Origin of the sequence: Microbacterium sp. ZKA21 (assembly GCF_050434165.1) — a bacterium.
In the GTDB taxonomy this organism is placed as follows: Bacteria; Actinomycetota; Actinomycetes; order Actinomycetales; family Microbacteriaceae; genus Microbacterium.
In genome coordinates this window covers 455,574-477,609 of record NZ_JBNPVV010000001.1, presented here as the reverse complement: position 1 = coordinate 477,609, position 22,036 = coordinate 455,574, and the positions used below count along the sequence as shown (strand labels likewise).

The window sequence follows — 22,036 nt, the reverse complement described above, 5'->3', positions numbered from 1 at the left end:
GCTGTCGTCACCGCAGCGCGAGCTGCACTGAGCGTCGTGCCCGACCGCTTGCTCGCCCGGATTCTTCCCGGTTCCCTGGGGTGGGATCCGGATCAGATGCCGGTCGCGAGGCCGCGCGCATCGGTGCCCGTGCGGTTGCTGATCGCCCCGGTCAACTCGGCCGGCCAGGCGTATCGATGGGCGCGTGCCGCCGAGGAGCACCTCCGCGGGGTCACGGCGTCGAACCTCATGACATCGAACACCAGGACGGCAGCGTTCGGTTTCCCCGCCGACGTCGCAGTCCCGGACAGCGCGTTCGTCTTCGCACACGGTTGGCAGCGCAGGCAGCGCGCCGCGATCGTCGGAGAATTCACTCACGTGCTGCTCGAATCCGGGCGATTCATGTACGGGTCACGACCCGGCCGTACCCCGCGGCAGATCGCGGATGAGGTGAACGCCGCAGGCGTGAAGGTCGGTCTGCTCTGGCATGGGACAGATATCCGGGTGCCGAGCGAGCACGCCCGTGCGGAGCAGGATTCGCCGTTCGGAGCGAATGGGCGCTACCCGGCGGCCGACGTGCGGATTCTGGAGGAGAACGCGCTGAAACGTCGTCGGATGTTCGATGACTCCGGGATGCCGGTTTTCGTCTCGACGCCAGGACTGCTCGATGTCCCTGGATCTCAGTGGCTGCCCGTGGTGATCGAACCGGGCGTCTGGCGAAACGCCGAGCCGCCTCTCCAACGCGAGCGTCCCGTCGTCGCCTATGCCCCGAGCAACTCTCCGATGAAAGGCGATCCGAGTCTCGATGACCAGCTGCGTGCGCTCGAATCTCAGGGACTGATCGAGTACCGCAGGGTCGAGGGGATCCCATCGCGAGCGATGCCTGCCCTGTACCGCAACGCTGACATCGTCCTGGACCAGTTCCGCCTCGGCGACTACGGCGTCGCCGCATGCGAAGCCATGGCCGCGGGGCGAATCGTGATCGGGCACGTGAGCGACGAGGTGCGAGACCGGGTGCGCCGGACCACAGGGTTAGAGCTGCCGATCGTGGAGGCTCGATTCTCGGACGTCGGTACGAGAATCGAGAAGATCCTCTCCGATCGGGAACCCTGGATTTCTCACGCCGCGAAGGGACCGGAGTTCGTTCGAGCCGTGCATGACGGGGCCGAATCCGCACACGCACTCGCAGATTTTCTCGGAGCCCAGGAGGTCATACCCGCATGAGTCGTCCCCGCATCCTGTGCATCTCGTTCTCCGACATCACTGCGGATTCCCGTGTGCTCCGCCAACTCGGCGTGCTTCAAGAGTTCGGAGAGGTGACAACCCTCGCCTATGGCCCGCGGCCGGAGAACTCGGATCACCATCTCGAGCTCCCGAGCAGCCTGCCCTCGTTGCCTCAGACGCCCAGCGGTGTCGTGAAGCTGCTGCTGCGGCGCTATCGATCGGTCGCGACGGAGGCGCCGGCGATCAGGGCGGCTCTGAAGGCCATCGACGGACAGAGCTTCGACATCGTGGTCGCCAACGAAGCCCGAGCACTCCCGCTGGCTTTCCGTGTCGAAGGCTCCCCCCGCATCTGGTGCGATCTGCATGAATGGGCGCCGGAGGAGCGCACCCATGTGCTGTCGTGGAGGCTGCTCGTCGCGCCGTTCATGCGCTGGATCTGCGCAGAATATCTGCCGCGCGCGGATGCCGCGACGACAGTCAACAGGTCGATCGCTGAGATGTATGGCCAAGCCTTCGGCGTCCTCCCCGATGTCGTACGCAACGCGATTCCGTATCGTTCCGATCTGATTCCGACCGCCCTCGAACCGCAGAGGGTGCGTCTGGTCCACAGCGGTGGCGCGGTACCGGGACGGAACATCGAGGCACTGATCGATGGCGTCGAACTGCTTGGCGACGGTTGCACATTGGACCTCTATCTGATCGGCTCGCGTCAGGGAGATACGTACTGGCGAGAGCTGTCGGCGCGCATCGAAGCAAGCGAACGGACGACGCTTCATCCGCCGGTGGCGCCCGATCTCCTGCCGGACACGTTGAACGCATATGATCTCGGCGTCTTCCTCCTTCCGCCGCACACTCCGAATCATCGCTACATGCTGCCCAACAAGTTCTTCGACTTCGTGCAGGCACGACTGGGGCTCGTCTTCGGTCCGTCGGTCGAGACGGATCGTCTCATCCGCGATGAAGGTCTCGGCGTCATCACCGACGGATATTCGGCCGAAGACTTCGCATCGGCCATCCGTGCGCTGACTCCTGAGCGCATCACAGCCTTCAAACGGGCATCGGACAGCGCCGCCGTTCGGTTGTCCTCCGAGGAGGACATCGAAGTCGAGCGCAGGATCCTCCGGCGACTCGGAGGAGGCGCAGCGGCCTGATCAGGGAACGCGCGATTCCGAGATGACTCCGCGTGCGGCCGGAATGCCGTAGACCACCCGAGCATTTCGTGCGGGACCGCGGGAAGCGTGCCAGCCCGCGAGGACACCGTTGCGTTCGAGCACCACGATGAGATCCGCGCTCTCGAGCTCCGGGCGCAGCGACCGACTGCGACGGGTAGCCCCTGCGAATCGACGCCCTGGATCGAGGACTGTGAGCCTGAGGACGTTGCGGCCGATGACTGAGCCCCCGAGCGTCCGCTCCGCCCACGCCGTTGCACGGGACAGCGATGGCGTGAGCACGAGCGAGCGTGATCCCGCATCGGGCAGCACGCGCGAGAGCACGAGCGTGTCATCGGATTCGTTCAGCGGAAGCTGCTCGAATGCCGTCGCTGCGGCACCGGACGGTGCGATCATGATGATCTTCATCGGGTGGTGCTCCTGTTGTCGACGAACGCCCGCAGCGCCGCGATCTGCGGATCCAATTGTCGGGCACGCTGGAACTGCTCCGCCCAGCCTCGGGCCGCGTCGCGCTCGGCGGTCGTCTGCCGCTGAGCCGCGTCCGCTGCGGCGATGAGCGCGTCAGCGATCGCGTCGGTGTCGTTGATGTCGGAGACGGGGAACCACGACGGTGCGTCCTGCAGGACATCGCTCGCAGCGTTACGAGGATCGTGCACCGAGACGATCGGAAGGCCCGTCGCGGCGTATTCGTACACCTTCCCGCTGGTCACGTACCGCCCCGTGCCCAGCACGAGAAGGAGCGCATCGAACCGCCCGTATACCTGACTCACCTCGTGCTTGGGCACCGGCCCGCAATAGGCGATGTCGTTGGCCGCGAAGTGTTCGAGCTGACGCGCTATCGCCTCGTTCGGCGTGCCGACATGGTTCAGATGTCCCCAGAGCTCGATTCTGGATGCGGCGAGCAGATCCGAGCGCGCTCGGGCGGCCTTCCAACCCTCGACGAGGCGGTCGACCGGCACAGCTGCGGAAAGCGTGCCCAGATACCCGAACACCAGCCCGGGCCCTGTCGAAGCTCCTCCGGGCTCGGGGGCGCTATCGTATCCATTCGCCACGACTCGGAATCGATCGGCCGCCTCCGGGTAGAGCTGCGCATGCCACTGGAGGATCGGCTCGTTGACGAACCAGACGGCGTGCGCATGGTCGATGAGCTCCTTCTCCCACCGGGCCACGTCGCTGTTCGCCGCCGAAACGCGCGCGCCGCTGAACACGTCGAGCTGCCAGGCATCCCGATAGTCCATGACGTAGGGGATGCCGTGATCCTTGTAGAGCCGAAGTCCGGGTGTGAAATCGACATGCGGATTCGCCGTCCCCAGCACGAGATCCACCGGATGCCGTCGGTGGACGGCGAGAGCGGCTTCCTCCAGCGCAGGGCGCCACGAACCATAGGTGCTCTCCGGGAACGAACGCTTTTCGCGCCGCGCATTCATGACGTTCCACAGTTCGGGCACGGTCGCACGCAGCCACGACCAACGGTGGAGATCGTTCTCGAAGGCGGCCGAATCGAACGGGACGCGGACGATCTCGATGGCCGGATCGACCGTGCGCTCCAGGGATTCGTCGACCCCCGTCGACATGGTGAACACTTCGCGCGGGACGGTGAGAACCGTGACGTCCCACCCCGCCGCGACGAAGGCGTTCGCCGTCGCCCACGCGCGGTAGACGCCACTGCCCCGACACGGTGGGTAGCCCCACGCGACATACAGCAGGTGAGGACGAGCGACCTCCGGGTGGTCAACGGCTTGGGGGGACTCACTCACGGCGGTGGGACTCGCTTTCTCTCCGCATCTGCTCCATCGTAGTCTGCGCGCGCCGAGCCAGCTCGGGTGTGCGTGTCAAGCCTCGCACCGCCCGCCTAGACTTGTCTCCTGTGAAGATCGTCAGTGTCGTGGGTGCCCGCCCTCAGTTCGTCAAGCTCGCCCCCATCCACAAAGCGGCCAAGGCAGCCGGAGTGGATCACGTGATCGTGCACACCGGTCAGCACTACGACCCGATGCTGTCCGACGTCTTCTTCGACGAACTCGGCATCGGTGCACCGGACGTCCACCTCGGCGTGGGCAGCGGCTCGCATGGCGTGCAGACCGGAGCGATGCTCGCCGCGTTGGATGCCGTGTTCGACGAGCACCGGCCAGACTGGGTCCTCGTTTACGGCGACACGAACTCGACCGTCGCCGCCGCCCTCAGCGCCGTGAAGATGCACATTCCGGTCGCGCACCTCGAAGCAGGGCTGCGCAGCTTCAACCGCCGGATGCCGGAGGAGCACAACCGCGTCATGACGGACCACGCCGCGGATCTGCTGCTCGCGCCGACCCAGGTCGCCGTCGATCACCTGACCACGGAGGGCCTGAAGGACCGCACCGTCCTCGTCGGAGACGTCATGACCGACGTGCTGCTCGAAGTGCGCGACGAGGTCTCGGGGACTCCATCCGTGCTGCTCGAAGAGCTCGGTCTCGAGCCGGGCGGCTACTACGTGGCGACCATCCATCGCGCTGAGAACACCGACGATCCAGCACGCCTTGCCGAAGTCGCCGCGGGGCTCGCTGGTCTGGACAAGCCGGTCATCCTGCTCGCGCACCCCCGTGTGGTCGCGAAGGCGGCATCGCACGGCATCGACCTGAACCAGGGATCGCTGGTCGCCCACGCGCCGCTCGCTTACGCCGACCTGATCGCCGCAGCGCTGTCGAGTGCCGGTGTCGTCACCGACTCCGGTGGCCTGCAGAAGGAGGCGTTCCTGCTTCGCGTGCCGTGCACGACGGTGCGCACCGAGACCGAGTGGGTGGAGACGATCGAACTCGGCTGGAACGTCCTCGCGAACACCGCCGAGCAGATCGCCGCCGGTGTCAGCCGCCCACGTCCGAGCGATACCGACGTCGCACCGTACGGCGACGGGCATGCCGCCGAACGCGTCGTGGAGACGCTGCTGACCTCTGCCGCATCCACGGCCCCGTAGACTGGAACCCATGCGCATCGCCGTCGTGGCCCTGGGAAAAATCGGGCTTCCTCTTGCTGTTCAGTTCGCCTCCTCCGGTCACGATGTGATCGGCGTGGATGTCAACCGGAAGGCCGTCGACACGATCAACGCGGGACAGGAGCCCTTCCCGGGCGAAGCGCACCTGCAGGAGCGCCTCGCTGAACTGATCCCCGCCGGCAAGCTGCGCGCGACGACTGACTACGCCGAAGCCATCCCCGGCGCGGATGCCGTCGTCCTCGTCGCCCCCGTCTTCGTGAACGACGAGACGTGGGAGCCTGACTTCAGATACATGGACTCCGCCACGCGTTCGCTCGCCGAGCACCTGACCCCTGGCACGCTCGTCTCGTACGAGACGACTTTGCCGGTCGGTACCAGCCGTACCCGCTGGAAGCCGATGCTGGAGGAGGGCTCCGGGCTGACCGAGGGCGTCGATTTCCACGTCGTCTATTCGCCCGAGCGCGTGCTCACCGGGCGTGTCTTCGAGGACCTCCGCAAGTACCCGAAGCTCATCGGCGCCCTTTCAGCCGAAGGCACCCGACGTGCCCGCGAGTTCTACGAGGCCGTGCTGCAGTTCGATGAGCGCACCGACCTCCCGCGGCCCAACGGCGTGTGGGACCTCGGGTCCACCGAAGCATCCGAGATGGCGAAACTCGCCGAGACGACATACCGTGACGTGAATATCGGACTCGCCAACCAGTTCGGCCTGTTCGCGGCGTCTCACGGCATCGACGTCTACAAGGTCATCGAGGCCTGCAACTCGCAGCCGTACAGCCACATCCACCGACCGGGTATCGCCGTGGGCGGCCACTGCATCCCGGTCTACCCGCGCCTGTACCTCGCGACCGACCCGGACGCCGACATCGTGCGCGTCGCCCGCCAGTTGAACGCGTCGATGCCCGAGCGTCTCGTCGCCCAGGCAGCCGGACTCCTCGGCGATCTCAGCGGCACACGCGCCGTCGTGCTCGGAGCCGCGTACCGCGGGGGAGTGAAGGAGGCCGCCTTCTCCGGAGTCTTCCCGACGGTCAAGGCACTCGTCGAGCGCGGAGCCGACGTCTTCGTGCACGATCCGCTCTACTCTGACGACGAGCTGCGCGGGCTCGGCTTCCAGCCGTACGCCATCGGGGATGCCGCTGACCTGGCGATCCTGCAGACCGATCACGCCGACTACAAGACGCTCGCTCCGTCGAGCATCCCCGGCGTCAAGCTCCTCGTCGACGGACGCAACGCGTCTGACGCGGCGCTGTGGGCGGGCACGCCGCGGATCGTGGTGGGTGCCGCGGCCTGAACCCGACAGCAGAACGCCCCCGCAGCCAAGAGCTGAGGGGGCGTTCTCGTCTTCTGGTGACCGGCTCAGACGCCGAGGTACTCCTTGAGGGCGTCGGCGCCGTCGCGGGGCGTGTATCCGGTTGCGGTGATCTTGGCGAGATCGAGCACGCTGTTCAGCGGCCGGGGGGACACCGGGCCCACGGCATCCGCGAAGTAGTCGGCCGTCGTGACGTCCGAGACGCGGGCCGGGTCGTGGCCGGTCAGCTCGTAGACCGAGCGGGCGATGTCGGCCCAGGACTGTGGCTCGCCGGCGCTGGACACGTTGTAGGTCCCGTATTCGGCATCCGTTTCGAGCAGGTGCACGATGGCGTCGGCGATGTCGGTGGTGAAGCTGAGCCGGCCGATCTGGTCGCTGACGACCTTCGGGTCCACACCGCGTTCGGCGAGCGAGCGCATGGTGCCGACGAAGTTCTTGCCCTCGCCGATGACCCAGGAGGTGCGGACGATGTAGTGGCGTGCGGCGGTCTGCACGGCGAGGTCGCCGGCGGCCTTGGTCTGGCCGTAGACGCCGAGAGGGCTGAACGTCTCATCCTCGGTGTAGAGGCCGGTGGCGGTGCCGTCGAAGACGTAGTCGCTGGACACGTGCACGAGGGTGATGCCGTTGTCGTCCGCGATCCGGGCGAGCGCGGCGACGGCGGTGGCGTTGGCCTGCCAGGCGGCGGCGCGGCCCTCGGAGGTCTCGGCGGTGTCGACGGCCGTGTACGCGGCGGCGTTGATGATCGTGCCGTAGTCGCGCCAGCGGCGGACGGAAGCGAGGTCGGGCGCGGTGACGTCGAGTTCGGTACGCGTGGCGTACTCGATGTGCGCGGCGTCGCCGAGGCGGGCGCGCAGGGCGAGACCGAGCTGGCCGGACGCACCCAGGACGAGGATCTTGCGCGGCGCGATCGGCGTCACATCGGCGAGTCGGGGGTGCGCCTTGTCCTTGTCCGAGATCTCGACGGTGTCGAGGGGGATGGGCCACTCGATCGCGGCGGTCTCATCGGCGAGGTTCAGGAACGAGTAGGACGCGTCGCGGGACCAGTGGTCGTTGACGAGGTACGCGTACGCGGTGTCCGCTTCGAGAGTCTGATACGAGTTGCCGACGCCGCGAGGTACGAAGATCGCCCGGGACGGGTCGATCTCGGCAGTGTAGACGGCCCCGAACGTGGGGCCTTCGCGCAGGTCGACCCACGCGCCGAAGATCCGGCCGGTCGCCACCGACACCCACTTGTCCCAGGGCTCGGCATGGATGCCGCGGGTCGTGCCGACCTGGTCGTTGAACGAGATGTTGTTCTGCACGGGCCCGAAATCCGACAGTCCCGCGGCGACCATCTTCTCGCGCTGCCAGTTCTCCTTGAACCAGCCACGGGAATCGCCGTGCACCGGGAGCTCTGCGATCAGCAGGCCGGGAATGGTGGTCTCGGAGATCGAGAGCGCCTTGCCGAATTCGGTCATCACTGTCCTTTGGAGGCGTAGAAGGTTTCGGTGGCGTCTTTGGTTGGTGCCCACCATCCTTCGTTGGTGCGGTACCAGTCGATGGTCGCGGCGAGTCCGGTTTCGAAGTCGCTGTATGCGGGGGTCCAGCCGAGTTCGGTGCGGAGTCTGGTGGAGTCGATCGCGTAGCGCAGGTCGTGGCCGGCGCGGTCGGTGACGTGGTCGTAGGCGTCGGCGGGTTGTCCCATGAGGGTGAGGATCAGTTCGACGACGTCCTTGTTGTTGCGTTCCCCGTCGGCGCCGATCAGGTACGTCTGCCCGATCTGACCCTTCTCGAGGATGGTGAGGACGGCGGAGGAGTGGTCGTCGGCGTGGATCCAGTCCCGCACGTTCTCGCCGGCGCCGTAGAGCTTGGGGCGGATGCCGCGGATCACGTTCGTGATCTGGCGGGGGATGAACTTCTCCACGTGCTGGTAGGGGCCGTAGTTGTTCGAGCAGTTCGAGATCGTGGCCGCCACCCCGAATGAGCGCACCCAGGCCCGCACCAGCAGGTCGGACCCGGCCTTGGTGGACGAGTACGGCGAGGACGGGTTGTACGGGGTGGATTCGGTGAACCGTTCCGGGTCGTCCAGTTCGAGGTCGCCGTAGACCTCGTCGGTGGAGATGTGGTGGAACCGGGTGCCGTGCTTGCGGGCGGCTTCGAGCAGCGTGTACGTGCCGATGATGTTCGTGTCCAGGAATGGGCGCGGGTCGTTGAGCGAGTTGTCGTTGTGCGACTCGGCCGCGTAGTGCACCACGGCATCCGTGTCGGCGAACAAAGTGTCCACCAGGGGCGCGTCGGTGATGTCGCCGTGCACGAACTCCACCCGGTCCTCCGGAAGCCCCGCGAGCGAGGCCCGGTTGCCGGCATAGGTGAGCGCGTCCAGGACCGTCACCTGATGATCGGTCGTCTTCACGACGTGGTGGACGAAGTTGGAGCCGATGAACCCGGCACCCCCGGTGACGAGCAGACGGCTCACGCTTTCCCTCTTTCCAACAACTCCAACAGGTACGACCCGTACCCGGACTTCACCAGCTTCTCCGCCCGAACCCGCAGGTCCGCGTCGGTCAGGAACCCCTGCCGCCACGCGACCTCTTCCGGCACCCCGATCTTCAACGCCGTCCGCCGCTCCATCGTGCGCACATAATCGGCGGCATCCGTCATCTGATCGAACGTGCCCGTGTCCAACCAGGCCGTCCCGCGCGGAAGGACCTCGACCTGCAGCTTCCCCGCCTGAAGATACGCCCGGTTGATGTCCGTGATCTCATACTCGCCCCGCGCGCTCGGCCGCAGATTCCGAGCGATCTCGATCACATCATTGTCATAGAAATACAGGCCAGGCACCGCATAGTTGCTCTTCGGAACAACCGGCTTCTCCTCCAACGAGATCGCCCGCCCGTCCGCATCGAACTCGACCACACCATACGCACTCGGCTCCGCCACCCAGTACGCGAACACCGCCCCACCATCCAGACCCGTGAACCGCGACAACCGCGACCCCAACCCCGGCCCGTACAACAGGTTGTCCCCCAGCACCAACGCGACATCATCGCCGCCGATGAAATCCGCACCGATCGTGAACGCCTGCGCCAGACCATCCGGCGACGGCTGCTGCGCGAACGAGATCGACACCCCGAACTGCGACCCATCACCCAACAGCCGCTCGAAATGCTCCGCATCATGCGGCGTCGTGATCACCAGAATGTCCCGAATACCCGCCAACATCAACGTCGACAACGGGTAATAAACCATCGGCTTGTCGTACACCGGAATCAACTGCTTCGACACGCCCAACGTGATCGGGTGCAGACGCGTACCAGAGCCCCCCGCAAGAATGATGCCTTTCACGCCTCTATGTTGTCACACGCGAGTGATCCGCCCGGGTCCCGGGCGGCCAGGGCGCGTGGTCAGGCGTTGCCGATCCGCGCGGGATATCCTGATCCGGTTCGTGCGCGAGAGGGTCGGGGAGACACATGGGAATGCTGGAGCTGCTCTGGCCCGCGACGGCTCTGGTCCTGCTGTACGCCGTCCTCGGCGGGACGCTGGCTCGACTGATCGGGCTGCGCGGCCTGTGGGTCGCTGCCGCCGCACCGGTCTTCGCCACCACGGTCATCGGCGGAGCGAGCGTCATCGCCGGCTGGCTCGGCATCGGCTGGTCGGTGCTGCCGTGCCTCGTCGTCGCCGCGATCATCGCGGTCGGCATCGTGCTGGTTCGGCGCTTCACCGGTCGGCCGGTCACGTGGCGTCGGCCGAGTGCACGCTGGCCGGGGGCCGGGTGGTGGACGTTCGGCGCCGCGATCGCGGCGGCCGTGGTGCTCACGATCCAGGTGTGTCTCGTCATCGGCCAGCCATCGGCGATCTCGCAGACCTTCGACAACGTCTTCCATCTGAACGCGATCCGCTACATCCTCGACTTCTCGGCGGCGTCGCCGCTCGAACTCGGCCAGATGACGAGCCCGAACGGCGGGCTGCCGTTCTACCCGTCGGTCTGGCACGCCACCGCGTCGATCGTGGTGCAGCTGAGCGGCGCGAGCATCCCTGTCGCCGTCAACGCGCTGACGCTCGTGATCGCGGCGCTCATCTGGCCGATCGGCGCCCTGCTGCTCGTGCGCGTCCTGGTGGGTGCGTCGCGCATCGCGATGGTCTCCGCCGCGATCGTGAGCGTCTCGATCCCGACCTTCCCGCTGCTGCCGATGGATTACGGAGTCCTGTACCCGTTCCAGCTGTCGCTGGCGATGCTGCCGTTCGTGCTCGCCGCGACCGCCGCCGCGCTCGGCATCGGATCGGATGCCGAGCGACTGCACCGCGGATGGTGGGCGTTCGTGCTCGTCGGTTCCCTGCCCGGACTCGCCCTGGCGCACCCTGGGGGGTTCGTCGCGTGGCTCGCGCTGTCTGTGCCGATGATCGCGCTGTTCGCATGGCGCACGTGGCGGACGAGGTCCGCCGTGCGCGACCGCATCTGGCTCGGCGTCGGGCTGCTCGCCTACGTCGCCATCGGACTCGTGCTGCTCAAGGTGCTCCGTCCCCCGGAGGCCGCGCGGCTGTGGCCGGTGCCGTTCCCCAAGCTGCAGGCGCTGTCCGAGGGGCTGCAGCTGTCGATGTACTACGGCATCAGCGCCGTCGCCGTCGCCCTCGCCGTGATCATCGGCCTGGTGTGGGCGATCCGGGAGCGCACGGCCACAGCGATCGTCATGGTGGCGTCCTGGCTCATCGGGCTCGGCCTGTTCATCGTGGTCACGTCCTTCGGTGGACCGCTATGGGATCTCCGCGACGCACTGACGGGCAGCTGGTACAACAACTGGCAGCGGCTCGCGTCGGTATTCGCGATCGCGCTGCTGCCGCTCGCCGCATTCGGCCTCACGCGGACGGTCGAACTGGTCGAACGCCGCTGGGCGGCCGCGCGTCCCGAAGCGACCAGAGCGCGACTCGTCGTCGGCATCGCCGCGGCCGCAATCGGCTTCCTCGTGTTCCCTCTCCCCGCGGTGCCGAGGGCGATCGTCTACGCGCAGAACATGTTCGACCTCGACGCCGATTCCGTCCTCCTCAGCAGTGATGAGATGGCACTGCTCGCCCGACTGGACGAGACGGTTCCGGAGGGCGTGGTCATCGCGGGCAACCCGTACACCGGTGCGGGCCTGGCCTACGCGATCGGCGATCGTGAGGTGCTCATGCCGCACATGCTCGTCGACGTCTCCGACGACATGGAGCTCGTCAACGATCACCTCGAGGATGCCCTGACGGATGCCGAGGTCTGCGACGCCGTGGAGGCGCTGAACGTCGGCTACGTGCTCGATTTCGGTGAGCGCGAGGTGCATCCGGACACGCACCCTCTCCCCGGACTCGACGATCTCGAGGATTCCGGCGTCGTCGAACTGGCCGACAGCGAGGGCGACGCGCGGCTCTACCGGATCACGGCCTGCGGACTGGGGTGACGCCCGCCAGGGCGCGCTCGACGCGACCGCGGCCGCCGATCAGCACGCCGGCGAACCAGCTCGCTCGGTACCCCCACGCGTAGCGGGACGAGATCACGCCCTGGGCCACGGCGATCCCCAGCTGTGCGTTCAGCTTGCGGTAGCTCCGTGCGCGGCCGAACCCGCCAGCCAGAGGCAGCGCGACGCGCCACTCGGGCCCGCGACGCGCAGCAAGCGCGTCCACCATGAGCTGCCGCCAGCCCACGTACGTCCAGAAGGTCATGCGCACGACCGCGAGCGGAGACCTCGATCCCTCGACGCGCTCGGCGAGCCGCAGGGCGTTGCGCAGCGGCGCGAGCAGGCCGGTGTCACCCGCACGGCTCGGGTCGCCGTACACGTTCGCGTCGTGCTGGACATAGTCCTGGACGATCTCGTCGACGATCGCGGTGCCTCGGCGCGCGCCCGCGACGACGGCGAGCCAGTGATCGTGGGTCGCGACGTGCGACGGCGGATGCGGGAACGGCAGTGCGTCGTCGAGCAGCGTGCGCTCGAAGACGCACAGCGACCCGGTGAACTGGTTGATGAGTACGGTGGAGGCCGCGCCGTGATCGGCGCGATCCGTGACGCCGAGCTCGACGCCGCCCGGATATGTCACCAGGCGCGCCTGCCCCGAGACCAGCGAGTGATCCTCCAGGAGAGGGAGAAGCGTCTCGAGCTTGTGCGGATACCAGTGGTCGTCCTGGTCGGCGAGCGCCACCCACGCGGCATCCGCGGGCACCGCCTCCAGCGCCTGCTCGAAGTTGCCGTAGAAGCCGCGTCGCCGGTCCTCGCCGATCACGACGAAGCGTTCGTCACCGTCCGTGATCTCGACCACGAGCGCCGCGACGGGCGCACGCTCGCCGTCCACGGAGACGACGCACGTCCAGTCCTGGATGCTCTGCGCCTGCAAGGACTGCAGCTGCCGGCGGAACAACTCCGGGTCTGGCTGGAAAGCCGCCAACACGATGGTCCCCGAGGGATGTCCCGCTGTCATCGTGTGGCAGTCCTCCTCAGGCGCACGGTCGGCGTTGAGGCTAGTCTAGGTGAGCGATGCATGTGCTCTCTGGGATGACCGAACCCCGCCGTCAGAGCCCTCGGCCGGGGGACGGGGTGCGTCTGTGACGGCGCGCCGGACCGTCGCCGTGTTCTCGACGTTCGGTCCAGCGGACGGTGCGGTGCAGGCCGTGGCCTCCGTGCTCGGCCAGGTCGACGAGGTCGTCGTCGTGGACGACGGATCCGGCACGGGAGCGGATGCCGCGCTCGAGCGGATCTCCGACCTCGGCGCCCGCGTGGAGCGGCTGGACCGCAACGCCGGCATCGCCGCGGCCCTGAACCGGGGTATCGCGCTGGCGCAGGAGACCGGCGCCACGCACGTGCTCACGATGGACCAGGACTCCCATGCACCGGACGGCCTCGTCGCCGGCCTGCTCGACGCGGCCGCCACGGCCGAGTCCGACGGAGCCCGCATCGGGGCGATCGTGCCGGAGTACTTCGCCGGCGTACGCCAGGCCAGGGGAGAGTCGCGCAACGGCTACGCGCCCGCAGCCGAGGTCATCCAATCCGGAATGCTCATCCCCGTGACCGTGTGCGAAGACGTCGGAGCGCTGCGCGAGGACTTCTTCATCGACCTCGTCGACATCGAGTTCGAACTGCGCCTCAAGCGCGCGGGTCTCGCCGTGCTGGCGGCGGACGGCGTCCGACTCGGCCACGCGCTCGGAGCCGCCTACGAGCGCACACTGTTCGGGATGCCGGTGCGACTACCGGGCATCCCGCCCGTTCTGACGCTCAGCACGCCGTTCCGGTACTACTACCGGGTCCGGAACCGGATCGTGATCGATCGCGAGTACTTCCGTGCCATGCCGGCGCGGATTCTGCGGGACACGCTGTTCGACGGCATCCATTTCCTCGATGTGCTCCGGGTGGCGCGGCCGAGGCGGGCCATGTGGCGGGTGTTCCGCGTCGCGCTCGTCGCGGCTGTCCGCGGGCGGATGGGTGTGATGCCGCAGCGCCTGCGCGAGATCGCAGGGACGATCCGCTGGTCGGCCGCCCCGGTCGCGCGTCCGGATGCCTCGGTCGAGAGGTCGGACGCATGAGCCGCCGGCAGGTCGCCGGTCGGTTGAGCGGATTCACGATCTCGGTCATCATCGTCACGCTCGTCGGCATCGTCTCGATGCCGGTCCTGATCGACGCGCTGGGCAAGGCGACCTGGGGCAACCTTTTTGTGATCCAGAGCGTGGCGCAGTTCGGCGGCATCGTGGTCTCGTTCGGGTGGGGCGCGACGGGCGCTGCCAGCGTCGCGTCCATGACGGCCGACGAGCGCACCGGTTTCTATCGCTCGTCGCTGCGCATCCGCGCGGTGCTGTACGTCATGACCTTCCCGGTCGTCCTCATCATCCTCTTGGCGCTGCTGGGCGGCGGGATGTGGCTCGAATCCGTGCTCGGGGCTGTCGTCTATCTGCTGCCCAGCGTCGGCGCTGCGTGGTACTTCATCGGCACGGGCAGCGCGTCCCGCCTGATCCGTTTCGACACCCTGCCGATCGTCGGCGGCGCAGTCCTCGGTATCATCGGCGCCGTGGTCACGGGGGAGCTGTGGGTCTATCTCGTCGGTCAGGGACTGGGGTACCTCGTCGGGGTCTCATCGTCCGCACTCGTCATCCTGCGCGGCGCGCCGGCGGGACCCGCCCCAGTGCCGTGGCGCGACGCCCTGATGGCGCAGCGGCATGCCGTGCTCGCGACGCTGACGAGCAGTCTCTACGTGACGCTCCCGATCGTCGCGGTGCAGATCTTCCTCCCGGTGGCCACGCCCGTCTACGGCCTCGCCCAGCAGCTGTTCCGATACGCTTCGGTCGCCTTCCAGCCCGTGCAGCAGTTCTTCCAGAGCTGGGTTCCGGAGCGCGGCGCTGACATCGCCGCCCGGTGCCGCTCCGCGACCTGGGCGGCCGCAGGGATCGCGACGCTCGGCGGGATCGCGATCGCGGTCCTCTCGCCCTTCGTGTCGCTGCTGCTGTCGAGCTTCCAGATCCAGGTGCCGTTCTCGCTGTCGATCCCGCTCGGGGTGGCCTTCATCGGGATCGGCACCGCCGCGGTCGTCGGGTACGCGTGCCTGGTCGTGTTGGGGCGTGTGTCGGCGCTCGCCGTGTCGACCCTGGTCGGAGCGCTGGTCGGAGCGCCGCTGATCCTGCTGTTCGCGGCTCTCGGCTCCCTGCCGATGGTCGCGTGGTCGGTGGCCGTGTCCGAACTGTGCGTGGCCGGGTATCAGCTGCTCGTCCTGCGTCGAGCACTGGCGGAACGGAGGATGCCGGCATGACCGTGGTGAGCGTCTGCATGGCGACGTACAACGGCGAGCGGTACCTGCGCGAGCAGTTGGACTCGATCCTCGCCGAGCTCGAACCGACGGACGAGGTCGTGATCGTCGACGACGCCTCGTCGGACGGCACGGTCGCGCTCCTGGAGACCTACGACGACCCGCGCGTGCGCGTGTTCGCCCGCGACGTCAACCACGGCTACGTCCGCTCGTTCGAGGAGGCGCTCACGCGCGCGACGGGCGACGTCCTCATGCTCGCCGATCAAGACGACGTGTGGATCCCCGGTCGTCGTGCCCTGCTCGTGGCCGCGCTCGACGAGCGTGCGGTCGCGGCATCCAATCTCGTCCTGCTGTCCACCGGCGCACCGCTGCGGTCGCCTCTGACACGCCGCGACTGGATGCTGCGGACCGGCGGGGGCGCGCACCGCTGCCGCAACCAGCTCAAGCTCCTGATCGGCGACGCGCCGTACTTCGGGTGCGCCATGGCGATCCGCCGCGACTTCGTGCCCGTCGCGACGCCGTTCCCCGCGGGGCTCGACGAATCCCACGACCTGTGGATCGCGACGGTGGCGAACGCCGCCGGCGAGCTCGTGCACGTCGAGCGGCCCACGCTGCGCCGGCGGGTGCACGGCGAGAACGCGTCCAGCGATCGTCCGCGCGGCATCCTGCCGGCCCTGCGCTCGCGCGTGCTGCTACTGCGGCTGTGGCGCGAAGCGCGGCGCCGGGTGCGCGATCAGGCCTGAGCGGCGACCACGCGTGCCGGGCGATGCCTGGCGAGCCGCATCACGGGCCGTTCGATCAGGAACCAGCTCGCCATCGCCAGCAGGGTCGTGAACGCCGTCGTGATGAGGATGTACACAACGACGCCGAACTGAGCGCCGCCGAAGATGTAGACCAGCTGCTGCATCGGCCAGGCGTAGATGTAGAAGCCGTACGAGATGTCGTTCCGTGCGATCCATCCGGGCTGCGGGATGACGGTCGACAGATAGAGCAGCGCGTAGCACATCAGGGGAGCGGCCAGCGGGCCGCCGAGCACCGGGACGAAGACCATGAGGACGGCGGCGATCGGAATCGCCAGGATGCCGATGAGCGGGACGAATCCCCAGCGCTGGACGACCAGGTACACCAGGGAACCGGCGAGGAAGTACGGCAGCAGACGCGCGAGCAGGTCGAAGTCCCCGTCGAGGCCACCGGACAGACCGGCGGCCGTGGCCGCGCGGACGGCGACGGCGCCGACCCACAGCACCAGGGTCAGCAGCACCGACCGGCGGAAGATCGCGAACGCCCCGAGCACCCACACCACGAGATAGCAGATGAACTCGAAGTAGAGCGTCCACAGCGAGCCGTTCCAGGCATCCGGATAGGGCAGCGCGCTCAGCGACGAGCCGATCGCATAGTGATCGATGTGCAGGAACAGGTTGCCCCAGATGTACTCGAGCGGGGTCGTCGGCGTCGTGACGTAGCCGGCCAGCGTCCCCGTGGTCGCGAGCTGGGCGATCGGGCCGAACACGGCGGCGGTCAGGACGAGGCACACGAGGAAAGCGGGCATGATGCGCGCGATGCGGTGCACGAGGAACGCACCGGCATCCGTCCGCAGGCGGGACCGCGTGATGAGGAAGCCGCTGATGACGAAGAAGCCGATGACGGCCCAGCCGCCGAGGTTCTCGCCGTTGAAGCCGGGAGCCCAATCGAGCCCCGCGGTGTAGAACGCATGCGCGACAAGGACGAGGAACGCCAGGACCAGCCGGAACAGATTCAGGCTGTTGCTCCGGAACGGGAACTCCCGCGGCGTCGTCAGGTCGGCACTCACTTCAGGAGGTTCCGCTGCGCCATCTCATCGAGCGAGCGCTGGTAGGCGTCCTGCTCGATCGGCTCGGTGAGCACCCACTCCGCGAACGCGGCGACGCCGTCGCGGAAGGCCACCTGCGGGGTGAAGCCCAGGACCTGCGTCATGCGCGAGGTGTCGGCGATGTTGTGCCGGATGTCTCCGAGACGATAATTGCCCGAGATCCGGGTCGGCACCTCGCGCCCGAGGGCGGCGAACAGGGCGGCGACGACCTCGTTGACCGTGGTGCCGACGCCGGATCCGACATTGAGGATCTCTCCGGCCGCCGCGCTCTCGGTCGCGGCGAGGAAGGTCGCCTCCACCACATCGTCGATGTAGACGAAGTCTCGGCTCTCCTCGCCGTCCTCGAAGATGTTGATCTCCTTGCCCTGTCGGATCAGGGTGGAGAAGATCGACAGGATGCCGGTGTAGGGGTTCTTCAGCGACTGACCGGGTCCATACACGTTCTGGTACCGCACCGACACCGGCTCGACGCCGATCGTGGGCGCGACGGTCATGATCATCGCCTCCTGCATCTGCTTCGTGATGCCGTACAGGGATGACGGGTGCAGCAGCGCGGACTCGTCGGTCGGGATGAGCTCCAGCTCGCCCTCGCCGGGGTGGTGCACGTCGAAGTCGCCGGCGGCCATATCGGCATCCGCGCGGTGCTCGGGGTAGACGACGCGTCCGTCGGCGGTGCGGTAGGCGCCCTCGCCGTAGATCGAACGGGACGACGCGATCACGATGCGGCGCACGTCGTGCTGCTCGTTGGTGAGGATGTCGAGCAGCTTTGCCGTGCCGCCGACGTTCGTCTCGACGTAGCGGTCGATCTCGTACATCGACTGGCCGGTGCCGGTCTCGGCGGCCAGGTGGATGACGGCGTTCACGCCGTCCAGCGCCGTACGGAGGTCGTCTTTCGACGTGACTGTTCCGTGCACCACGGTGGCGACCCCGTCGAGCGATCGCAGCAGCGGCGAGGCTTCTGGGTCGTCGCCGTGCACCTGGGGGAGCAGGGAATCGAGCACCGTCACGCGGTGTCCGGCACGGACGAAGCGCTGTGCGAGACGAGTGCCGATGAATCCGGCGCCTCCGGTGATCAGAACGTGGTCGGCCATGAGGTGAGTCTCTCCAATCGGGCCTCACCTCGCCCGGGTGACTACAGGGCGAAGATATGGGCCAGAGTCGACTTTAGCCCAGCGGCCGTGCCGTGCCGGAGAACCCCTGGCAGCTCGGTGATCGCGTGCAGCCGTGCCATGACCCGCATCCGCGTCACCCGGGACGTGCGCTTCCAGCCCTTGGCAGCCGCCTGGCGCCGCGCGGTCGCATAGTACGTCCGTTCGTCGTTGAAGCGGCGTCCGTCCAGAAGGGTCTTCTGCGACGCGCTGCCGCTGTGACGGCGGTACGAGAACGCGAGCGTCGGCGAATAGGCGAGCGAGCCGCCCTGGAACGCGATGTCGACGAGCAGCGCGAGATCCTGGATGATCGGGAGCCCGTCGCGGAAGTCGACCCGGCGCAGCGTGTCGGTGCGGAACGTGAGCGAGGGCCAGTACAGCCAGTTGCCGCGCAGCAGGCTCGTCGCCATCTCCTCGCCGGTGAGCACCGTCTCGGCGCGAGGCGTCAGCATCCGCTGCTTGATGCGGTCGGCGAGCGGCATCACCACGGTGCCGTGCTCGTCGATGACCTGCACGCCCGGCTGGACGACGTCCACATCGGGATGCCGCTCGAGGATGCCGGTGATGACGTCGACGTAGTTCGGATGCAGCAGATCGTCGCAGCCGAGGATCGCGACGTGGCGGCCGGTCGCGCGGCGGATCGCTTCGCGGTAGTTCTCCGTGATGCCGAGATTGGTCTCGTTGCGGATGTACGTGATCCGCGGATCCGTTTCCGAACGCAGCCGCTCGCCCACGGACTCGTCGGGGTAGCAGTCGTCGATGATCGTCAGTTCCCAATCCGGGTTGCGCTGGGCGCGGACCGAGTCGATGGCATCGAAGAGAAGGCCCGGTTCCCCCCAGTAGGGAATGAAGATCTGCAGAGTCATGGCACGAACATCATAGGTCGCGATCCCGGAGGACCCTCGGAGGCGGGCGCGCAGAAGGTTCACTGCCTGGCCTGGATACGATGGTGGTATGGATCTCCTTGTCGTCGGGTCGGGTTTCTTCGGCCTCACTATTGCTGAGCGTGCTGCTGCTGCGGGTCGTAAGGTCACTGTCATCGATCGTCGTCATCACATCGGTGGGAATGCGTACAGTGAGGCGGAGGCGTCGACGGGGATCGAGGTGCACCGGTACGGGGCGCATCTGTTCCACACGTCGAATGCGACGGTGTGGGAGTACGTGAACCGGTTCACGTCGTTCACGGATTATGTGCACCGGGTGTACACGAATCATAAGAGTGTGGTGTTCCCGATGCCGGTGAATCTGGGCACGATCAATCAGTTCTTCCAGGCGGCGTATTCGCCGGCTGAGGCGCGCGCGCTGGTGCGGGAGCAGGCGGGGGAGTTCGATGTCGCGACGGCTGCGAACTTCGAGGAGAAGGGGATCGCTCTGGTGGGGCGGCCTCTGTTCGAGGCGTTCTTCCGTGATTACACGGCGAAGCAGTGGCAGACGGACCCGCACAAGCTGTCCGGCGACATCATCAGCCGGTTGCCGGTGCGGTACACGTATGACAACCGGTACTTCAACGACACGTGGGAGGGGCTTCCCACGGACGGGTACACGGCGTGGTTGGAGCGGATGGCGGATCACCCGAACATCGAGGTGAAGTTGAATGTGGACTTCTTCGACGAGTCGCAGCCGTTGCACAAGAAGGCGATGGTCGGTCAGGTTCCGGTCGTGTACACCGGGCCGGTGGACCGGTACTTCGAGTACACCGAGGGGGCGTTGAGCTGGCGGACGCTGGACTTCGAGCAGGAGGTCCTGGAGATCGGTGACTTCCAGGGCACGAGCGTGATGAACTACCCGGACATGGATGTCCCGTTCACCCGGATCCACGAGTTCAAGCACTTCCACCCCGAGCGCAAGGACATCTTCGCGCAGGACCGCACGGTCATCATGCGGGAGTTCTCCCGGTTCGCGGAACGCACCGACGAGCCGTACTACCCGGTGAACACGACGGACGACCGGGCCGGGCTGCTCGCGTACCGGGAGCTCGCGAAGGGCGAGAAGGACGTCCACTTCGGCGGACGCCTGGGCACCTACCAGTACCTCGACATGCACATGGCCATCGGCTCCGCCCTGTCCATGTGGAACAACCAACTCTCCTAGACTCGATACCGTGAGTCACGCTGCTGTCGGGGCGCCGGGGATGCCGCGGCGATACCTGCATTCGCTGTGGCTGCTGTCGGCACGCGACCTCAAGGTCCGCTACTCGACCAGCTTCCTCGGCTATTTCTGGTCGGTGCTGGACCCGCTGATCATGAGCCTGATCTACTGGTTCGTCTTCACGCAGGTGTTCCAGCGTTCGGTGGGCGACGAGCCGTACATCATCTTCCTCATCACGGCGCTGCTGCCGTGGGTGTGGTTCAACGTGGCGGTGTCGGACTTCACGCGGGCCTTCAAGAAGGACGCGCGTCTGGTCCGCTCGACGAACATCCCGCGGTCCATCTGGATCAACCGGATCGTGCTGAGCAAAGGCATGGAGTTCCTGTTCTCCCTTCCGGTGCTCGTGCTCTTCGTCGTCGTGAACGTGATGGTCGAGGCGGACCCGGCCAAGCTCGTGCACGTCGGCTGGGGTCTTCTGTGGTTCCCCGTCGCGGTGCTGCTGCAGATCGTCCTGCTCGTCGGGCTCGGCCTTCTCATCGCTCCGCTGTGCGTCATGTACAACGATCTCGAGCGCACCACGGCGCTGATCCTGCGGGCGCTGTTCTATGCGTCGCCGATCATCTACGGCGTCCAGGATCTGCCCGCGCCGTTCGACACTCTGGGTGCGTTCAATCCGCTCGCCGGCATCATGACGCTCTACCGCATGGCGTTCTTCCCCGACCAGTGGGAACCGGTCGCCGTCATCGCCAGCGTCGTGATCAGCTTCGGCATCCTGGCGCTCGGCGCCTGGACGTTCCGCGGACTCGAGCGCACCGTGCTGAAGGAGCTGTGATGGCCGCCGCGATCGAAGTGCGAGAACTGGGCGTCCGATTCCGGCGGAACCGGCGCGGGCGGCGCAACTTCAAGGACATCTTCGCCGACGCGACGAGGCGGTCGAGGCCGGGCGAATTCTGGGCGCTGCGCAACGTCTCGTTCGAGGTGCAGCCGGGGGAGTCGATCGGCGTCGTCGGCCGCAACGGCCAGGGCAAATCCACGCTGCTGCGCCTGGTCGCCGGAGTCCTCCTGCCCGACGAGGGCAGTGTCACGGTGAACGGCGGGGTCGCGCCCCTGATCGAGCTCACCGGTGGATTTCACAATGATCTCAGCGTGCGCGAGAACGTGCGCATGATGGCAGGACTGCACGGAATGTCGCGTGCCGAGATCGCCCGCCGCTACGACGGCATCATCGAGTTCGCCGAGCTCGAGGGCTTCGAGGAGACGCCGTACAAGCATCTGTCCAGCGGTATGAAGGTGCGCCTCGCGTTCTCGGTCGTCTCGCAATTGGACGAGCCGATCCTGCTCGTCGACGAGGTGCTCGCGGTCGGCGACAAGGGGTTCAAGGACAAGTGCTACCGCCGCATCGATGAACTGCTCGCCGAGGGCCGAACGATGTTCTTCGTGAGCCACAACGAGCGCGATCTGCGACGGTTCTGCACCAGGGGCCTGTACCTGAACCGCGGTGGGCTCGTGCTGGACGGCCCCCTGGAGGACGTCCTGGACCGCTACAACGCCGATCTGGAGGTCTGACGCCGCCCGGTG

20 protein-coding genes are annotated in these 22,036 nt (G+C 67.2%); 11 read left to right on the top strand and 9 right to left on the bottom strand.

All coding sequences use genetic code 11. The features are described from left to right. The first annotated feature begins 36 nt into the window (after nt 1–36). Nucleotides 37–1,203, top strand: a complete 1,167-nt coding sequence (locus M2317_RS02415) for a glycosyltransferase (RefSeq protein ID WP_429456970.1) — start codon at nt 37–39, stop codon at nt 1,201–1,203. Next, nucleotides 1,200–2,354, top strand: coding sequence for a hypothetical protein (locus tag M2317_RS02410; RefSeq protein ID WP_429456968.1), 1,155 nt, complete (start codon nt 1,200–1,202; stop codon nt 2,352–2,354). The genes M2317_RS02415 and M2317_RS02410 overlap by 4 nt, the downstream gene beginning before the upstream one ends. Here M2317_RS02410 and M2317_RS02405 read toward each other — a convergent pair whose 3' ends face one another. Both M2317_RS02405 and M2317_RS02400 read right to left on the bottom strand, forming a co-directional pair. After that, complete coding sequence (locus M2317_RS02405; protein WP_429456966.1) at nt 2,355–2,780, bottom strand: hypothetical protein; 426 nt, start codon at nt 2,778–2,780, stop codon at nt 2,355–2,357. Then, nucleotides 2,777–4,129 (bottom strand): glycosyl transferase, encoded by a 1,353-nt coding sequence (locus M2317_RS02400; RefSeq protein ID WP_429456965.1) that lies wholly within the window; start codon nt 4,127–4,129, stop codon nt 2,777–2,779. The genes M2317_RS02405 and M2317_RS02400 overlap by 4 nt, the downstream gene beginning before the upstream one ends. A 110-nt stretch (nt 4,130–4,239) precedes the next feature. Here M2317_RS02400 and wecB point away from each other — a divergent pair, with 110 nt between their 5' ends. After that, on the top strand, nt 4,240–5,319 hold the full coding sequence (gene wecB, locus M2317_RS02395; protein WP_429456963.1) for a non-hydrolyzing UDP-N-acetylglucosamine 2-epimerase: 1,080 nt from the start codon (nt 4,240–4,242) through the stop codon (nt 5,317–5,319). A 10-nt stretch (nt 5,320–5,329) separates the two neighbouring features. After that, on the top strand, nt 5,330–6,625 hold the full coding sequence (locus M2317_RS02390) for a nucleotide sugar dehydrogenase (protein ID WP_429456961.1): 1,296 nt from the start codon (nt 5,330–5,332) through the stop codon (nt 6,623–6,625). A gap of 65 nt (nt 6,626–6,690) precedes the next feature. On the opposite strand, the gene M2317_RS02385 is transcribed toward M2317_RS02390, so the two are convergent. From M2317_RS02385 to rfbA, 3 genes are read right to left on the bottom strand one after another with little or no spacing between them, the layout of a single operon-like run. Continuing rightward, complete coding sequence (locus M2317_RS02385; RefSeq protein WP_429456960.1) at nt 6,691–8,100, bottom strand: sugar nucleotide-binding protein; 1,410 nt, start codon at nt 8,098–8,100, stop codon at nt 6,691–6,693. Beyond that, complete coding sequence (gene rfbB, locus M2317_RS02380; protein ID WP_429456958.1) at nt 8,100–9,098, bottom strand: dTDP-glucose 4,6-dehydratase; 999 nt, start codon at nt 9,096–9,098, stop codon at nt 8,100–8,102. Before rfbB ends, M2317_RS02385 begins: the two co-directional genes overlap by 1 nt. Next, a complete protein-coding gene (rfbA, locus tag M2317_RS02375; protein ID WP_429456957.1) occupies nt 9,095–9,967 on the bottom strand; it encodes a glucose-1-phosphate thymidylyltransferase RfbA in 873 nt (290 codons plus the stop codon). The genes rfbB and rfbA overlap by 4 nt, the downstream gene beginning before the upstream one ends. A 125-nt stretch (nt 9,968–10,092) precedes the next feature. On the opposite strand from rfbA, the gene M2317_RS02370 reads away from it, so the two are divergent. After that, on the top strand, nt 10,093–12,051 hold the full coding sequence (locus tag M2317_RS02370) for a DUF6541 family protein (protein WP_429456955.1): 1,959 nt from the start codon (nt 10,093–10,095) through the stop codon (nt 12,049–12,051). Here the strand turns inward: M2317_RS02370 and M2317_RS02365 are convergent. Beyond that, nucleotides 12,029–13,030 (bottom strand): glycosyltransferase, encoded by a 1,002-nt coding sequence (locus M2317_RS02365; RefSeq protein ID WP_429456953.1) that lies wholly within the window; start codon nt 13,028–13,030, stop codon nt 12,029–12,031. The genes M2317_RS02370 and M2317_RS02365 overlap by 23 nt on opposite strands. Nucleotides 13,031–13,187: 157 nt before the next feature. Here M2317_RS02365 and M2317_RS02360 point away from each other — a divergent pair, with 157 nt between their 5' ends. Genes M2317_RS02360 through M2317_RS02350 form a run of 3 tightly spaced genes read left to right on the top strand, consistent with a single transcriptional unit; the run spans nt 13,188 to nt 16,116 of the window. Then, nucleotides 13,188–14,162, top strand: a complete 975-nt coding sequence (locus M2317_RS02360; RefSeq protein WP_429456951.1) for a glycosyltransferase — start codon at nt 13,188–13,190, stop codon at nt 14,160–14,162. Next, the gene (locus M2317_RS02355; protein ID WP_429456949.1) at nt 14,159–15,376 is read left to right on the top strand and encodes a lipopolysaccharide biosynthesis protein; all 1,218 of its coding nucleotides are present in this window, start codon (nt 14,159–14,161) and stop codon (nt 15,374–15,376) included. Before M2317_RS02360 ends, M2317_RS02355 begins: the two co-directional genes overlap by 4 nt. After that, a complete protein-coding gene (locus tag M2317_RS02350) occupies nt 15,373–16,116 on the top strand; it encodes a glycosyltransferase (protein ID WP_429456947.1) in 744 nt (247 codons plus the stop codon). Before M2317_RS02355 ends, M2317_RS02350 begins: the two co-directional genes overlap by 4 nt. On the opposite strand, the gene M2317_RS02345 is transcribed toward M2317_RS02350, so the two are convergent. Genes M2317_RS02345 through M2317_RS02335 form a run of 3 tightly spaced genes read right to left on the bottom strand, consistent with a single transcriptional unit; the run spans nt 16,107 to nt 19,236 of the window. Beyond that, nucleotides 16,107–17,183: an acyltransferase family protein gene (locus tag M2317_RS02345; RefSeq protein ID WP_429456945.1), complete on the bottom strand. Its 1,077-nt coding sequence runs from the start codon at nt 17,181–17,183 to the stop codon at nt 16,107–16,109. The genes M2317_RS02350 and M2317_RS02345 overlap by 10 nt on opposite strands. Then, nucleotides 17,180–18,313 carry an NAD-dependent epimerase/dehydratase family protein gene (locus M2317_RS02340; protein WP_429456943.1) on the bottom strand — a complete coding sequence of 378 codons (1,134 nt, stop codon included), beginning with the start codon at nt 18,311–18,313 and terminating at the stop codon, nt 17,180–17,182. Before M2317_RS02340 ends, M2317_RS02345 begins: the two co-directional genes overlap by 4 nt. 41 nt (nt 18,314–18,354) lie before the next feature. Further along, on the bottom strand, nt 18,355–19,236 hold the full coding sequence (locus M2317_RS02335) for a glycosyltransferase (RefSeq protein WP_429456942.1): 882 nt from the start codon (nt 19,234–19,236) through the stop codon (nt 18,355–18,357). Between the two features lie 88 nt (nt 19,237–19,324). On the opposite strand from M2317_RS02335, the gene glf reads away from it, so the two are divergent. Genes glf through M2317_RS02320 form a run of 3 tightly spaced genes read left to right on the top strand, consistent with a single transcriptional unit; the run spans nt 19,325 to nt 22,024 of the window. Beyond that, nucleotides 19,325–20,461: a UDP-galactopyranose mutase gene (glf, locus tag M2317_RS02330; protein WP_429456940.1), complete on the top strand. Its 1,137-nt coding sequence runs from the start codon at nt 19,325–19,327 to the stop codon at nt 20,459–20,461. A gap of 10 nt (nt 20,462–20,471) precedes the next feature. Then, nucleotides 20,472–21,290, top strand: coding sequence for an ABC transporter permease (locus tag M2317_RS02325; protein ID WP_429456938.1), 819 nt, complete (start codon nt 20,472–20,474; stop codon nt 21,288–21,290). Continuing rightward, on the top strand, nt 21,290–22,024 hold the full coding sequence (locus tag M2317_RS02320) for an ABC transporter ATP-binding protein (protein ID WP_429456936.1): 735 nt from the start codon (nt 21,290–21,292) through the stop codon (nt 22,022–22,024). Before M2317_RS02325 ends, M2317_RS02320 begins: the two co-directional genes overlap by 1 nt. Nucleotides 22,025–22,036 lie beyond the last annotated feature (12 nt).